Annotated in this window: 14 protein-coding genes; 12 read left to right on the top strand and 2 right to left on the bottom strand. The window is 67.5% G+C overall.

Annotation, left to right across the window (positions count from 1 at the left end; all coding sequences use genetic code 11):
• Nucleotides 1-18: 18 nt before the first annotated feature.
• From Tchar_RS00500 to Tchar_RS00490, 3 genes are read left to right on the top strand one after another with little or no spacing between them, the layout of a single operon-like run.
• Nucleotides 19-2,799 (top strand): sensor histidine kinase, encoded by a 2,781-nt coding sequence (locus Tchar_RS00500; RefSeq protein ID WP_144327141.1) that lies wholly within the window; start codon nucleotides 19-21, stop codon nucleotides 2,797-2,799.
• Complete coding sequence (locus tag Tchar_RS00495; protein WP_144327140.1) at nucleotides 2,771-3,145, top strand: response regulator transcription factor; 375 nt, start codon at nucleotides 2,771-2,773, stop codon at nucleotides 3,143-3,145. The genes Tchar_RS00500 and Tchar_RS00495 overlap by 29 nt, the downstream gene beginning before the upstream one ends.
• Nucleotides 3,142-5,349: a 3'-5' exonuclease gene (locus Tchar_RS00490; protein ID WP_144327139.1), complete on the top strand. Its 2,208-nt coding sequence runs from the start codon at nucleotides 3,142-3,144 to the stop codon at nucleotides 5,347-5,349. Before Tchar_RS00495 ends, Tchar_RS00490 begins: the two co-directional genes overlap by 4 nt.
• A gap of 111 nt (nucleotides 5,350-5,460) precedes the next feature.
• Here the strand turns inward: Tchar_RS00490 and Tchar_RS00485 are convergent, their stop codons facing one another.
• Nucleotides 5,461-6,924, bottom strand: a complete 1,464-nt coding sequence (locus Tchar_RS00485) for a putative nucleotidyltransferase substrate binding domain-containing protein (protein ID WP_144327138.1) — start codon at nucleotides 6,922-6,924, stop codon at nucleotides 5,461-5,463.
• Between the two features lie 174 nt (nucleotides 6,925-7,098).
• On the opposite strand from Tchar_RS00485, the gene Tchar_RS00480 reads away from it, so the two are divergent.
• The 5 genes from Tchar_RS00480 to rplI all read left to right on the top strand — a co-directional run bounded on the left by Tchar_RS00480 (nucleotide 7,099) and on the right by rplI (nucleotide 10,668).
• A complete protein-coding gene (locus tag Tchar_RS00480; protein ID WP_236640065.1) occupies nucleotides 7,099-9,159 on the top strand; it encodes a sodium:solute symporter family protein in 2,061 nt (686 codons plus the stop codon).
• 63 nt (nucleotides 9,160-9,222) lie between these two features.
• Nucleotides 9,223-9,585 carry a 30S ribosomal protein S6 gene (gene rpsF, locus Tchar_RS00475; protein ID WP_144327136.1) on the top strand — a complete coding sequence of 121 codons (363 nt, stop codon included), beginning with the start codon at nucleotides 9,223-9,225 and terminating at the stop codon, nucleotides 9,583-9,585.
• Nucleotides 9,582-9,902 carry a primosomal replication protein N gene (gene priB, locus Tchar_RS00470; protein ID WP_144327135.1) on the top strand — a complete coding sequence of 107 codons (321 nt, stop codon included), beginning with the start codon at nucleotides 9,582-9,584 and terminating at the stop codon, nucleotides 9,900-9,902. Before rpsF ends, priB begins: the two co-directional genes overlap by 4 nt.
• 14 nt (nucleotides 9,903-9,916) lie before the next feature.
• The gene (rpsR, locus tag Tchar_RS00465) at nucleotides 9,917-10,201 is read left to right on the top strand and encodes a 30S ribosomal protein S18 (RefSeq protein WP_144327134.1); all 285 of its coding nucleotides are present in this window, start codon (nucleotides 9,917-9,919) and stop codon (nucleotides 10,199-10,201) included.
• A gap of 14 nt (nucleotides 10,202-10,215) precedes the next feature.
• Complete coding sequence (gene rplI / locus Tchar_RS00460) at nucleotides 10,216-10,668, top strand: 50S ribosomal protein L9 (protein WP_144327133.1); 453 nt, start codon at nucleotides 10,216-10,218, stop codon at nucleotides 10,666-10,668.
• Nucleotides 10,669-10,898: 230 nt separating this feature from the next.
• Here rplI and Tchar_RS00455 read toward each other — a convergent pair whose 3' ends face one another.
• The gene (locus Tchar_RS00455; RefSeq protein ID WP_144327132.1) at nucleotides 10,899-11,723 is read right to left on the bottom strand and encodes an outer membrane protein assembly factor BamD; all 825 of its coding nucleotides are present in this window, start codon (nucleotides 11,721-11,723) and stop codon (nucleotides 10,899-10,901) included.
• 36 nt (nucleotides 11,724-11,759) lie between these two features.
• Here Tchar_RS00455 and Tchar_RS00450 point away from each other — a divergent pair, with 36 nt between their 5' ends.
• The 4 genes from Tchar_RS00450 (at nucleotide 11,760) to ndk (ending at nucleotide 15,150) form a co-directional block, all read left to right on the top strand.
• Nucleotides 11,760-12,842 (top strand): RluA family pseudouridine synthase, encoded by a 1,083-nt coding sequence (locus tag Tchar_RS00450; protein WP_144327131.1) that lies wholly within the window; start codon nucleotides 11,760-11,762, stop codon nucleotides 12,840-12,842.
• A complete protein-coding gene (gene scpB / locus Tchar_RS00445) occupies nucleotides 12,839-13,498 on the top strand; it encodes an SMC-Scp complex subunit ScpB (RefSeq protein WP_144327130.1) in 660 nt (219 codons plus the stop codon). The genes Tchar_RS00450 and scpB overlap by 4 nt, the downstream gene beginning before the upstream one ends.
• A gap of 114 nt (nucleotides 13,499-13,612) precedes the next feature.
• Nucleotides 13,613-14,680, top strand: a complete 1,068-nt coding sequence (gene rluB, locus Tchar_RS00440; RefSeq protein ID WP_408033516.1) for a 23S rRNA pseudouridine(2605) synthase RluB — start codon at nucleotides 13,613-13,615, stop codon at nucleotides 14,678-14,680.
• A gap of 44 nt (nucleotides 14,681-14,724) precedes the next feature.
• Nucleotides 14,725-15,150 carry a nucleoside-diphosphate kinase gene (gene ndk / locus Tchar_RS00435; RefSeq protein ID WP_144327128.1) on the top strand — a complete coding sequence of 142 codons (426 nt, stop codon included), beginning with the start codon at nucleotides 14,725-14,727 and terminating at the stop codon, nucleotides 15,148-15,150.
• The last annotated feature ends 5 nt before the right edge of the window (nucleotides 15,151-15,155 follow it).

The following is a 15,155-nucleotide window of genomic DNA, read 5'->3' as shown; positions in this document are numbered from 1 at the left end:
GGGCAGGAGGGCCGCGCGGTGTCTGCTGGGGTCGTTGCCGCTGCGGCTTTTGCCTACCTGGGGTTACTGTTCGCGCTGGCGCACTGGGCCGATGCGCGTGCGCGCGCCGGCCGCTCCGTCATCGACAACCCCTGGATCTATGCGCTGTCGATGGCGGTGTACTGTACCGCCTGGACCTACTTTGGCAGCGTCGGGCGCGCCGCCAGCGGCGGGCTGTGGTTTTTGCCGATCTACCTCGGGCCGACGCTGGCCATGGTGCTGGGCTGGACGGTGCTGCGCAAGATGGTGCGTATCGCACACACCTATCGCATCACCACCATCGCCGACTTCATCGGCAGTCGCTACGGCAAAAGCCCGGCCGTGGCCGGTTTGGTGACCTTGATCACGGTCATCGGGATCGTGCCCTATATCGCCTTGCAGCTCAAAGCCATTGCAGTGGCCTACGCGGTGGTGGTGGGTGAGGGCGTGCACAGCGCACGCGCGCTGCCGTGGTGGCAGGAAAGCACCTTCTACATCGCCCTGGGGTTGGCGGTGTTCACCATCGCCTTCGGGGTGCGCCACTGGGACAGCACCGAGCGGCACGAGGGTATGGTGGCCGCCATTGCGTTCGAGTCGCTGGTCAAGCTGGTGGCCTTTTTGGCGGTGGGCGTGCTGGTGACCTGGGGGCTGTTCGACGGCTGGGCCGATATCGTCGGGCGCGCACGGCAAGAGCCGACGCTGGCGCGGTTGCTGGACTTGGGTGACCCCAACGCGTTCGCGTGGTCGAGCTGGTTTGCCTTGGTGGTTTTGGCCGGGCTGTCCGTGCTGTTGCTGCCGCGCCAGTTTCAGGTGATGGTGGTGGAGGCCGTCGATGAGCGCCACATTCGTCGCGCGGCGTGGGTGTTCCCCCTGTATCTGTGGCTCATCAATCTGTTCGTGCTGCCGATTGCCTTGGCAGGGCTGCTGTGGTTCGGGGTTGGCGCCAGCGACGTCGACATCTTCGTGCTGCGCTTGCCGCAGGCGGCCGGTGCCGACGCCGTGCTGCTGCTGGCCTTCATCGGTGGGCTGTCGGCGGCCACCGGCATGATCATCGTCGAGACGATTGCGGTGGCCACCATGGTCTGTAACGACCTGGTGCTGCCTTGGTGGTTGCGCTACGGCGCGCACAGTGGCGGCGCCGACCTCACACGCATCATCCTGCGCATTCGGCGTGGCGCCATCGTCGTGCTCTTGTTGCTGGGCTATGGCTACTACCGGGTAGCGGGCGACGCCTATGCTTTGGTCAGCATTGGTCTGATCAGCTTCGCCGCAGTGGCGCAATTCGCCCCGGCCTTGCTCGGTGGCATGTACTGGCGCGGGGCCAGCCGCGCCGGCGCCGTGGCCGGCTTGCTGGGTGGCTTTGCCGTCTGGGCCTACACGCTGATGCTGCCCTCGCTGGCCAAATCCGGTTGGCTGCCGGCGTCGTTCGTCACCGACGGCCCGTGGGGGCTGGCCTGGCTGCGGCCGGAGGCCTTGTTCGGCTTGCACGGCTTCGATCCGCTGACACACGCCCTGTTTTGGAGCGCGTTGGTCAACGTCGGGTTATATGTGGGGGTGTCGCTGGCGCGGCCGCCGGGCGCAGCCGAGGCCAGCCAAGCCCTGTTGTTCGTCGATGTCTTCGATCGCCACGCACGCCACGACCCCGCCGCGCCGGTATTTTGGCGCGGAGCGGCGTCGTTGTCGGCGCTGCAAGCGCTGCTGGCGCGGGTATTGGGGCCGCAGCGGGCCCAGGCGGCCTTGCAGGAGGTGGCGCGCCAGCGCGGCGTCGCGCCAGGCGCCTTGCCGGCCGACGCCGCGTTGGTGCACTGGGTCGAGACCCAGCTGGCCGGCGCCGTGGGCAGCGCCTCGGCGCGCCGGCTGGTGGCTTCGGTGGTGCAGGAGCAGCCCCTGCAGCTCGACGATGTGCTCGACATCCTGCAGGAGACCAGTCGGCTGCGCGCCCTGTCGCGCGCACTGGAGGAGAAATCGGCGTCGCTGGAGCGCGCCACCGCCGAGCTCCGCGCGGCCAACGAGCGGCTGCAGGAGCTCGACCGCCTGAAGGACGACTTCATGTCCTCGGTGACACACGAGCTGCGCACCCCACTGACGGCGATACGGGCGCTGTCGGAGATCATGCGCGACGATCCGACGCTGGAGCCGGCGCAGCGCCAGCAATTTCTCGATATCGTGGTGGCGGAGGCCGAGCGCTTGACGCGGCTGGTCAACCAGGTGCTCGATCTGGCCAAAATCGAGTCGGGCAACGCCCAGTGGGCGGTGCAGCGGCTCGAACTCTGCGCCTTGGTGCGCCAGGCCACCCAAGCGGCCGAGCCGCTGTTGCATGAACGCGGCGCGCGCTTGCTGCTGCAGTGCCCCGAGTCGCCCCTGTGGGTGCGCGCCGACGCGGACCGGTTGCAACAAGTGCTGCTCAATTTGCTGTCCAATGCAGCCAAATTCGTGCCGGCCCAGCACGGCCACGTGCAGGTGCGGGTACGGCGCTGGACCGACGCGCAGGGCGCTGCCTGGGCGCGCGTTGAAGTGCAGGACAATGGGCCCGGGGTGCCGCCGGCGCAGCAAGCGGTCATCTTCGAGAAGTTTCGGCAGGGGGGCGACGCGCTGCAGCGGCCGCCGGGCACCGGTTTGGGCTTGCCGATCAGCCGCCAAATCGTGGAACATTTGGGTGGGCGGCTGTGGCTGCAGTCCACGCCGGGTCAGGGGGCGTGTTTCGGGTTCGACTTGCCCCTGCTCAGTGGCCCAGACAACGGAGACAACGCCGATGAGCAAACGCGTCTTGATCGTCGATGACGAGCCGAACATCCTCATTTCGCTGGAGTTTTTGATGAAGCGCGCCGGCTACGAGGTGCGCACGGCGCGCGACGGCGAAGAGGGCTTGGACGCGGTGATGCAGTGGCGGCCCGACCTGGTTCTGCTGGACGTGATGATGCCGCGCAAGAGCGGGTTCGATGTCTGCCAGGCGATTCGCGCCGATGCCTCGCTGGCTGGTCTGCGCGTGGTGATGCTGACGGCCAAAGGACGTGACGCCGACGTGGCCAAGGGCTTGGCGCTGGGGGCCGACGCCTACCTGACCAAACCATTTGCCACCCAGGATTTGGTGCAGCGCGTGCGCGAATTGCTGGGAGACCCGGCATGAGACGGCGCATCGATGCGCGCCTGTGGTGGCTGTTGGCGGCCGCCGGCGGCGCTTCGCTGGCCTGGCTGGCGGTGACGGTGGGGCTGATCGCCGTTACGCTGGAGCCCGAGGCGCGCCAGCGCATGCTCGACTTGCTCGGGGACCGCTGGGGTTTCGTGCTGCTGATGTGGTTGTTGGGCATGGCGGGCATCGCCTGGGCGCTGCAGCGCGCCTTCGACATCGCCGTGCACCCCTGGCGTCGGCTGGCCGAAGAGGCGCGCGTGCTGCTCACCGCCGACCCGGCCCCCGCCCTGCGCGAGCGCGGGCCGGCGGATGTGCGGCGTGTGGCACAGTTGTTCAACCAGCTGGTGCAGCAGCGTGAGGCCTGGCGCGCCCAGCTCGACGAGCGGGTGCGCGAGGCCGCGCGCCATATCGAGCAGGAAAAATCGCGGCTGGCCGCGCTGATGTCCGAGCTGACGCAAAGCGTGGTCGTCTGCAATCGCGACGGCCGTATCTTGCTCTACAACAACCGGGCCCGTCTGCAATTTCGGGCGCTGTCGCCGGGGCCCAGCCAAATCGCCGGCGGCGAGTGGATCGGCTTGGGGCGCTCGATCTACACGGTGTTCGATCGGGCGCTGATCGCTCACGCGCTGGACAATATCGCCCAGCGGCTGCGGCGCGGCGCCGCCCACCCCAGTGCGCAGTTCGTCACCACCACGCGCAGCGGGCAACTGTTGCGGGTGCAGGTGGCGCCGGTGCGCGACACCGCCGGCGACAGCGTGGGTGAAGCGCCCCTGGCCGGGTTCGTGCTGGTGCTGGACAACATTACGCGCGAGGTCGAGCAGGCAGCGGCGCGCGAGCAGCTGTGGCTGGAGCTGACCGAAGGGGCGCGCCGTGCCCTGGCCAATGTGCGCGCGGCGCTGGAGGTGTTGGAGCTGCCGGAGGCTGACCCAGCGCTGCGCGCGCGCTTGCTGGATGTGGCGCGCGAGGAAGTCACGGGGCTGAGCGAGCGGCTGCAGCGTGGCGTGGCGGACGGTGCGGCGCTGTGGAGCAGTCAGTGGCCGATGGAGGATATGCTCGGCGCCGACCTGGTCGCGGCACTGCAACGCCGCTTGGCCGATCTGCCCGGACTGGAGGTCGGCTGCGGGCCAGTGGCGCCCGACGTCTGGCTGCGCATCGACAGCTTCTCGCTGTTGCAGCTCATCGCCACCCTGGGACGACGCTTGCATGACGAACGCGGGGTGGAAAGGCTGCAGTTGCGGCTGCAGCGCGTGCCGCCGGCGGCCGCGCGCGGGGCGCAGGTGCATCTGGACGTGGTGTGGCCGCACGCGGGGGACGAGGGGGCCTTGTCGGCCCTGATGGGCTGGGAGCTCGACCCGCTGCGCGTGGGCGATGCGGGCACGGCCTACAGCGCGCGCGACGTCATCGAACGGCACGGCGCCGCCTTGTGGGTGGAGTGCGACCAAGCAGCGGGCGAAGCCTTTTTCCGCTTGCTACTGCCGGCGGCCGAGCCGGCGGACGCCGCGCCGGTGGCCGCCGCGCTGGTGCGGCCGGCGGCAGACAGTCGCCCCGAGTTTTATGACTTCGACCTGTTCCGGGTGTCACCCGCCACTCAGGCGCTGGACGATGTGCCGCTGGAGCAATTGTCGTACACGGTGTTCGACACCGAAACCACCGGTTTGAACCCTTCCGAGGGAGACGAAATCATCCAGATCGGTGCCACGCGCATCGTCAACGGCCGTTTGTTGCGGCATGAGAGTTTCGAGCAGCTGGTCAATCCACGTCGCACGATTCCGCGTGCCTCGATTCCGATCCATGGCATCACGCCCGAGATGGTGGCCGATCAGCCTGACATCACGCAGGTGCTGCCGGCCTTTCACGCGTTTGCGCGCGACACCGTTTTGGTGGCCCACAACGCCGCCTTCGACATGCGTTTTTTGCAGCTCAAGGAAAAGACCACGGGCGTCGTATTCGATCAGCCGGTGCTCGACACCTTGCTGCTATCGGCCGTGGTACATCCGGAGCAGCCCTCGCATCGGCTGGAGGAGATCGCCGAGCGCTTCGGCATCGATGTCATCGGCCGCCACACGGCCCTGGGTGACGCCATCGTCACGGCCGAGGTGTTTTTGCGCCTGATTCCGCTGTTGCAGCAACAGGGTATCCGCACTTTAGGCGAAGCGCGGCGGGCCGCGGAGCGCACCTACTACGCGCGCCTGACGTATTGAGGCCGGGGCGTTGTCGTCCCGTGTGTGGCACCACGGCGGCCCGTGCGGGTGGGTGCCGGCCGCCCGCACCGTTGCCTGTGCCCACTGGGACGTAGCGCCGACGGGCGGCCATCAGAACCGCCCAGCCAGGTAGCGCCGCTCCAGCACCCCCTGCAGTTCTTTGACCACGGTGAAGGCGTCTTTGAGGTGGCGGCGCTCCAGCTCCGAGAGCTCGTGCAGGTGCAAATAGTTGTCAGCCGCACGCCCCTCCGCCAGCAAACGCGCCTGGTGCTGGATGCGCAGATCGGCCAAAAAGTCCAGCGCGTCGATCAGGTCGCGTGTGCGCTCGGCGGTGATCTCACCACTGTGCGCGGCGCCCGCCAAGCGCTCGCGGGTGCTGACCGCCAGCAACCCCCCGGCCAGCGCGTACACCCGGGCCAGATCGATGATGGGCACGATGCCACTGTGCTTGAGGTCGATGGTGCCCTCGTGCTTACCGCTGCGAATGGTGTGGATGCCGCCCAGCCAGCCCAGTGGGGGCTGGTGCGTCAGCGCGTTGCTGACCATGTGCGCCAAGAAAATGCGTTGCCCGGGGGTGCGTTGCAGCACTTCGGCGCGCAAGGCGTCCAGCAGCGACCGCTCGCCATGGACGAAGCGCTGGTCGAAGAAGACACAGGTCAACATCAGCGCCTTCGGTTGTGGCTCTTCGATCCATTGGCGGAAATAGGCGCGCCAGCGCGCCAGCGGCTGCCGCCAGGCGTCGGTCATTGCCATCATCTCGCCCGGGCAATACACATAGCCACAGGCATTGAGGCCGTCACACACCCAGCGTGCCAATCGTTCGAAATAAGCGCCGTGCGTCGCCGGGTCGTAAGCGTCGTCCAGCACCAGGCAATTGTCCTGGTCCGACTTGGCGGTTTGCTCGTTGCGTGCCTGCGAGCCCGCCGCCACCCACGCGTAGGGTACCGGCGGCGGGCCAAAGCGCGCTTCACCCAGCTGCAGCAACCGCGAGGTCAAGGCGTCCGTCATGGCCGACACCAGCCGTCCTGCGGCGTGCGCGGGCGTGCCGGCGGCGGCAAGCTGGCGTTGCAGCTCGCCGATACGCGCACTGACCTGCACCAAATCCTCCAGGCTTTCCTGCGCGTAGATCGCTCCGGCCAGGTTGACCGCGGAGTTGCTTTGCTGCTGTTGCAAGTCGGTGGCGGTGATGATGCCGACCACGCGCCCGTCGTCCAGGACCGGGACGTGGTGCACATTCAGGCGCGCCATCAACAGCAACGCATCGAACGCATGGTCCCCCACGTCCACCGTCTGTACCACCGTGGTGGCGACGTCCACCACGGCCGACTGTGGGTCGAGGCCGGCGGCCAGCACGCGATTGCGCAGGTCACGGTCGGTCACCAAGCCGATCAGGCGGTTCTCGTGCACCACCAGCAGCGACGAGACGCGCTCGTCGCGCATCAAGCGGGCAGCGGTATGGATGGGGGTGTCGGGCGCCACCGTCACCGGCGCGCGACGCAGCAGTGCGCGCACCGGCAGGGTGGCCAGCCGGATCGAATCGTCGGTGTCGCGTGGCGTGGCAGCGGAGGTATTCATCGGTTACACGCAGGTGGATGCCAGCCATCGCATCGTACACCGCGCAGCGCGCAAAAAAGACGCGCGGCGCTGCCGGTGGTGGTCGATGGCGGCCACGGCGATCCGGCGCGTGTGGTACGTCGTCGGCAGCGACGCATTATCTGCCGGCAAAATAGCACGCCTATGCGCGCTGCCATGGACCCGGATGCCCGCCGCCGACTGGATCGGCTGTATCTGCGCTTTGGTCTGGCGTTTGCGGTATTCGTGGGGGTATTGGCGGTGCTGGAGGGGGCGGGCGTTTCGCGCACCGCCATCGGTGTGACGTTCCTGCTGGCCACGCTGGCCGTGTACGCCACGATCGGCATCTTGGCGCGCACCATCGATCCGGTGGAGTACTACGTGGCCGGACGACGGGTGCCGGCCTTCTACAACGGCGTGGCCATTGCAGCCGATTGGCTGTCGGCGGCGTCCTTTTTGGGCTTGGCCGGCACCCTGTATCTGCAGGGCTTCGGTGGCTTGGCCTATGTGCTGGGCTGGAGTGGCGGCTTCGTGCTGGTGGCGGTGTTTCTGGCGCCTTACCTGCGCCGCTTCGGGCAGTTCACCGTGCCGGACTTTTTGGCGGCGCGCTACGGCGGCGCGCCGGCGCGGCTGGTGGGGGTGGTGGCGCTGTTGCTGTGCTCGTTTCTGTATCTGGTGGCGCAAATCTACGGGGTCGGGTTGATCACTTCGCGCCTGACCGGACTGGCCTTCGAGGTGGGTGTCTTTCTGGGGTTGGGGGGCATTTTGGTGTGCTCCTTCCTGGGCGGCATGCGGGCCATCACCTGGACCCAGGTGGCGCAGTACATCGTGCTCATCGTGGCGTATGTCACGCCGGTGGTGTGGCTGTCGATGAAGCAGACCGGCTCGCCGGTGCCGCAGCTAACCTACGGGGTGCAGCTGCAGCAGGTCACCGCCATCGAGCAGGCGCTGGCCGACAGTCCCGATGAGCGCCACGCACAGCGCATTTGGCTGCACCGCGCGCAGGTGCTACAGGAGCGCTTGCGCGACCCTGCCGCAGCCCTGCAGCGAGAGCGCGCGCAGATCGAGCAGCTGATCGCTTCGCTGGGGTCGTATGGGGCGGACGCCGCCGAACTCGCCGAGGCCGAGCGGCTGCTGGCGCAGCTGCCGCGCGACGCCGCCACGGCGCAAGCTCTGTGGGAACGCGAGTACCGGCGTGCCTTGGCACAGAGCGCGGCGCTGGGCGGTGTCGCGCCGCAGGCGCAGCCTTTCGCCACCGCCGGCACACCCGTGCAGGCTGCGGACGTTGCACGGCGCCAATTTTTGGCGGTGGTGTTTTGCCTGATGCTGGGCACGGCGGCGCTGCCGCACCTGTTGGTGCGTTTCTACACCGTGCCGGACGTGGCGCAGGCGCGGCAGTCGGTGGTCTGGGGCTTGGGCTTCATCGCCTTGTTGTATCTGACCGCTCCGGCCCTGGCGGTGCTGGTCAAGGCCGAGATGTTCGGTGGTTTGATCGGTGTGTCGTTCGATGCCCTGCCGTCGTGGGTGGCGGGGTGGAGCCGGGTCGATCCTGCGTTGTTGTCGGTGCAGGATGTCAACCGCGACGGACGCGTGCAGTGGAGCGAGATCAGTATCGGCGCCGACATCATCGTATTGGCGGCCGCCGAAATCGCTGGGTTGCCGTATGTGGTGGCCGGTCTGGTGGCGGCGGGCGGCTTGGCGGCCGCCCTGTCCACCGCCGACGGGCTGCTGCTGTCGATCACGAGCGCCCTCAGCCACGACGTCTACTACCGCACGATCAATCCCCATGCGGACGCCGCACGCCGGGTCACGCTGTCCAAAGTATTGCTGCTGGTGGTGGCCCTGTTGGCTGCCTATGTGGCCGCCCACAAGCCGGCCGATATCTTGTTTCTCGTCTCGGCCGCTTTCTCGTTGGCGGCGTCGGCCTTCTTTCCGGCTTTGGTGCTGGGGATATTCTGGTCTCGCGCCAATGCCGCCGGGGCCTTGGCTGGCATGGTGGTGGGTCTATCGGTGGCGCTGGGCTATATTGCCGTGACCCACCCCTGGTTGCACGAATGGCTGGGGTTGCGTGGCCCGGTGCGCCTGTGGTGGGACATTCCGCCCATTGCGGCGGGTGTGTTCGGCGTGCCAGCCGGGTTGCTGACGCTGGTGGTGGTCAGCCTGCTGACCCCGGCGCCGCCTGCGGCCGTGCGCGAGCTGGTGCAGCGCTTGCGCGCGCCGGCACGCTCCCAGCTATAATAGAGGGCTTCCTTGCTGCACCCAGTTGACGCCGGGGCAGCAGTTTTGCCACAAGGAGAGTTCATGCGTCACTACGAAATCGTCATGCTGATCCATCCGGATCAGAGCGAGCAGGTGCCCGCCATGCTCGAGCGCTACAAGAGCATGATCACCGCCGGCGGCGGGGTCATTCATCGCGTCGAAGACTGGGGGCGTCGCCAGTTGGCCTACCAGATCAACAAGCTGTCGAAGGCGCACTATGTGTGCCTGAACATCGAGGCGGGTCGTGAGGTCATGGATGAGCTCGATCACGCCTTCCGCTTCAACGACGCCGTGCTGCGCCACCTGGTCGTGCAGAAGAAGAAGGCGGAGACTGGCCCGTCGGCCATGATGAAGGCCGTCGAGCGCGAGGAGGCCCGCAAGGCCCAGCAGGAAGCCGCGGCTTGAGCCCGGCGTCGGCGTCTTCCCCGTCGGAAAACCACCTGCGGCTGGTGGCACGCTTGGCGCAGCTGGCACCTCTGCGTTACACCCCGGCCGGTTTGCCCGCGCAAGATGTGTTGCTGGAGCACGAGTCGCAGCAAACCGAGGTCGATCACGTGCGTCGCGTCGCGCTCAACCTGAAGGCCGTGGCCTTCGGTGAAACGGCACTGCGCCTTGGTCGCATGTCGCTGGGTTCGCGTCTGCGCTGCACGGGGTTTCTGGCCGCGGCCTATCGGGGCAAAGGCGTCGTCTTCCACCTCCAACATATCGAGCCGATCGAGTAATCAAGGAAATCATCATGGCTGCACCGCAACGCAATTCGCAGAGCAACCGTCCTAAGCGCGCCTCCAACAGCAACCTGCTGTTTCGTCGCAAAAAGTTCTGCCGCTTCACCGTCATGGGCGTGGAAGAGGTGGACTACAAGGACATCGAAACCCTGAAAGACTTCATTGCCGAAAACGGCAAGATCATCCCGGCGCGGCTGACCGGCACGCGCGCCATTTACCAGCGCCAGGTGGCCACGGCCATCAAGCGCGCGCGCTTTCTGGCCCTGCTGCCGTACACCGACCAGCACCGCGTCTGAAGGAGCCCGATACCATGCAAGTCATCCTGCTCGACAAAGTCGTCAATCTGGGCAACCTCGGCGATATCGTCAAGGTCAAAGACGGCTATGCCCGCAATTTCTTGATCCCCACCGGTCGCGCCCGTCGCGCCACGCAAGCCGCCATCGATGAGTTCAAGGCGCGGCGTGCCGAGCTCGAAAAAGCCGCCGCGGCCAAGCTGGCCGAAGCGCAGGCTCTGGGCGAAAAGCTCAACGGCTACACCGTCAAGCTGTCGCAAAAGGCCGGTGTCGATGGCCGTCTGTTCGGCTCCGTCACCAACCACGACATCGCCGCCGAGTTGACCAAGGCCGGGTTCCCGGTCAGCAAGGCCCAGGTGCGTATGCCGCACGGCGTGCTGAAGATGGTGGGCGACTACACGGTGTCGGTGGCGCTGCACACCGACGTCGTCGTCGACGTCAACGTTCAGGTGCTGGGCGAGACCGTCTGAGACTGTCCAGTCGCCGCAACGGCTCACCGCTGAAAGCCACCCGTGAGGGTGGCTTTTTTATTTGGCCGTGCGCGGCTTGCAGTGCGTGGTAACATCGCACGGCCGTCCGCTGGGAATGTTTCGCCGCGGGGCGCGCGTCTGATCATGGTTTGGTTCGCCCGGTCAGGGCAGGGCGGGTGAGGCACCGACGGCCAACGAGAGGTCGGCGCCTTGCACCACCGGTGCGGATCTCACCACAGCTTCCACCACGGGCCGCTGTCCCGCTGCAGCCCACGGGTCAGAAAGACACTGTTGGGGAAGTTGGCATCGAGCACGCGCCGCGCGTCGCGCGCCTGCTCCTCCATACCCAGCGCCTCGTACGACTTCATCAGCAGATACAGCGCTTCTTCCAGCGCTGGAACGTTGCGGTAGTCCTGTAGCGCGGTTTGCGCGCGGTTGATGGCGGCCAGGTAGGCACCCCGCCGGTAGTAGTAGCGCGCGACGTGCACCTCGTACTGCGCCAGTGCATTGACGATGTAGGTCATGCGCTGGCGCGCGTCGGGCGCGTAACGCGAGTCGGGGAAGCGTTCGACCAGCTCCTTGAACGCTTCGAACGAGTCCTTGGCGGCTTTTTGGTCGCGCTCGGACAAATCCTGCTGGGAGATGAAGCCAAACAGCCCCAAGCTGTCGTTGAAGTTCACCAGTCCCTTGAGGTAGAGGGCATAATCCAATGCGGGGCTGGCCGGGTGCACGCGCATGAAGCGATCCAGCGTGGCAATGGCCTGCGCCTGTTCGCCGTTTTTGTAGTGCGCGTAGGCTTTTTCCAGCTGCGCCTGTTGCGCCAGCGGCGTGCCGGCGGCCCGACCTTCGAGTTTTTCGAAGTATGCGATCGCTTTGTCGAAATTGCCCGCGTTGCGCTCGCCCATCGCCTCCGCGTAGAGCTTGTTGGGACTCCAGCCGGCGGTGACGTCTTTTTCGGGGCCGCTGGCGCAGCCAGCCAGCAGCAGGGCCCCGGCGGTGAGAGCGGCGACAGCGCAAGCGCGCGAGCCAACGGCGGATAATCGTTGCATAGACATTGGGAGCCCCTTTGGCGCGCTGCCAGGGCAGCAAACATGATGGAAAAAATTATAGAGGCCCCACCGCTGGGGACGCCGTCGGCGCACGAGTGGGACGAGCGCGACAGCGACCCCGAGGCGCAGGCCGAATGGCGGCAATGGACGGTGCAGGCGGACGGACACGGCCAGCGGCTGGACCGTTGGCTGGCGCAGCGGCTGCCAGAGGTCTCGCGCAGCCATGTGCAGCATTTGCTGGCGGAGGGGGCGGTGCAGGTGGACGCACGGCCGGTTGCCAAGGCGGCGCTGCGTCTGCGTGTGGGCCAGCAGGTTTGCATCGAGTTGCGCCCGACGGCGCAGGCGCGCGCCTTCGTGCCGCAGCCAATGGCGCTGCCCATCGTCTTCGAGGATGAGCATTTGCTGGTGCTGGACAAGCCCGCCGGCCTGGTGGTGCACCCGGCCGCCGGCCATTGGTCGGGCACCCTGCTCAACGGCTTGCTGGCGCATCATGCGGGCGCGGCCAGCTTGCCGCGGGCGGGTATCGTGCATCGGCTGGACAAAGATACCAGCGGTCTGATGGTGGTGGCGAAGACGGCGCGCGCCTTCGATGCCTTGGTGGCGATGATCGCTGCGCGGCGGGTGCGGCGGATTTACTTGGCTGTGGTGCGCGGGCCGTGGCGGCAGGTGGCCGACGCGGTCGTCGATGCACCGATCGGGCGCGATCCGCGCCAGCGGTTGCGCATGGCCGTGCACCCGGCAGGCGGCGCAGGCGCCAAGCCAGCGCGCACCGCGGTGCGTTGCCTGGCGCAGTCGTCGGCGGGCGGGGCCTGGGCGCTGTTGGGCTGCCGCCTGCACACCGGGCGCACCCACCAGATTCGCGTGCATCTGGCGTCGCTGGGGCACCCACTGGTGGGCGACGGCTTGTACGGTGGGCCGGCAGGCTTGGGGTTGCAGCGCCAAGCGCTTCATGCCACCCGCTTGGGCTTGCCGCACCCGGTTCACGGGCAGTGGCTGGCGTTCGATTGCCCCCCGCCACCGGACCTGGCCGCTGCATTGGCGGCGGCCGAGCTGCACTACAATCCCGCCCTCTTGTGGGCAGCTGCGCCCACTGGCGAGGACGACGACATCGACACCCGTGCATGAACACTGCCGAGGCGCGCCGTATCGTGGAAGCCGCTTTGCTGTGTGCCGGGCGGCCGCTGTCGCTGCGCGAGCTGGGTCAGTTGTTTGACGGTGCGCTCGCGCCGCAGACGCTCAAGCGCCTGCTGCTCGACCTGCAGGCGATGTGGGCCGAGCGTGGCTTGGAGCTGGTGTGCGTAGCCAGTGGCTGGCGGTTTCAAAGTCGGCCGCAGTTGCAGCCGTTTTTGGAGCGTCTCCATCCGGAGAAGCCGCCGCGCTACAGCCGCGCCGTCCTGGAGACGCTGGCCATCATCGCGTATCGACAGCCGGTCACCCGCGGCGACATGGAGGAGATTCGCGGCGTGACCATCAGCAGCCAGATTTTGAAGCAGCTGGAAGACCGCGGCTGGATCGAAGTGGTGGGGCATCGTGAGACGGTGGGGCGGCCGGCCCTGTATGCGACGACGCGCCAGTTTCTCGACGACTTGGGTCTGACTTCGCTGCAAGAGCTACCTTTGCTGCCCGACGCAGACCACCGCACCCCGATGCTGCCGGGCCTGGAGCCAGTGGTGTCGGATCCCGTGCCGGCGCCGCCGCAGGCGTCCGCTGCGCCGGCGGCGCTGCCCACCGGGCGCGTCGATGACCCGCCAACTACGCCGGCAGACGCCGGCCTTGCTTGAAAGTTCGATATGTCTGCACATGCCCCCTCTGCGCCGCGCCGCCGGGCCGCGGTCGCACCCAGCGCGGCTGCGACGCACGGTCGCGCATCCGCTGTGGCCTCTACCAGCGCTTCGGTGAAATTGCACAAGGTGTTGGCCCAGGCTGGACTGGGTTCGCGCACCGATATGGAACAGGCCATCGCCGCCGGGCGGGTGACGGTCAATGGGGAGGTGGCGCACGTTGGCCAGCGTGTGGCCCCCGGTGACGTGGTGCGCCTGGATGGCAAGCGGGTGGCATGGCAGGCCACGGCACGCCGCCTGCCGCGCGTGCTGGCCTATCACAAGCCCACGGGTGAGGTGGTCACGCTCGACGACCCGGAAAACCGCCCGACGGTGTTTCGCAACCTGCCGCGCCTGCGTAGCGGCAAGTGGATGGCGGTGGGCCGACTGGATATCAACACCGAAGGATTGCTGTTGTTCACCGACTCCGGCGAACTGGCCAACCGCTTGATGCATCCGCGCTTTGGTCTGGAGCGCGAGTACGCGGTGCGGGTCTTGGGTGCCCTGTCGGCGCCGGAGCGGCAACGCTTGCTCGACGGTGTTGAGCTGGAGGACGGTCCAGCCCGCTTTTCGACGCTGGAGGAGGCCGGCGGCGATGGCGCCAACCGCTGGTATCGGGTGACGATTGCCGAGGGACGCAACCGGGAAGTGCGGCGGCTGTTCGAAGCCGTGGGGCATGCGGTCAGCCGCCTCATTCGCGTGCGCTACGGGGCGGTGGTGTTGCCACGTGGTTTGCGCCGCGGGGCGTTCATCGAGTTGCCTGCCGCCGATGTGAAGGCGTTGCTGCAGGCCAGTGGTTTGGACAGCGCGGCGCCGCCAGCACCGCCGCCGCGCCGCCCGCGCACGCCGCGCGGCGCAGGCCCCCGGCCCAGCCGACCGCCGGCGCCGCGTCCCGCTCGGGCACCCATGGAAGCGCGCCCCTCTGAACGGCGCAGCGGGGGCGTCCTGCCGGGGGCGGGGGCAGCCGCCGGCAAGGCGGCCGGCGCGGGGCGCCCACCTCGCGGCGCAGGGGCGAGGCGCGCCGCTGCCCCATCGACCCCAGCGTCGGCGCGCTCTGCCCGCGGTGGCAATGCAGGCAGCGACCGCACACGCACGGGGCCGGCGCGCAACGCGCGCCGGTCGAGTGGGCGTCGTTCAGGGTAAAATAATAGGTTTGATTCCACTATTGCCCAACGATTGCAAACATCATGGCCATCGAACGCACCCTTTCCATCATCAAGCCCGACGCCGTTGCCAAAAATGTCATCGGCCAGATCTACAGCCGGTTCGAGGCGGCGGGCTTGAAGATCGTCGCCGCCAAAATGGTGCACCTGTCGCGCCGTGAGGCCGAACAGTTCTACGCCGTGCACAAGGAGCGCCCGTTCTTCAAGGACCTGGTGGATTTCATGGTCTCCGGTCCGGTGATGGTGCAGGTGCTCGAAGGCGAAAACGCCATCGCCAAAAACCGTGAGTTGATGGGGGCCACCGACCCGAAGAAGGCGGCGCCGGGCACCATCCGCGCCGACTTCGCCGACAGCATCGATGCCAACGCGGTGCATGGCTCCGACGCGCCCGAGACCGCCGCGGTCGAGGTGGCGTTCTTCTTCCCCGGCATGGCCATTTACTCGCGCTGATCATG

Origin of the sequence: Tepidimonas charontis, assembly GCF_007556685.1 — a bacterium.
Taxonomy (GTDB): domain Bacteria; phylum Pseudomonadota; class Gammaproteobacteria; order Burkholderiales; family Burkholderiaceae_C; genus Tepidimonas; species Tepidimonas charontis.
This window is presented reverse-complemented; position numbering and strand designations above follow the sequence as displayed.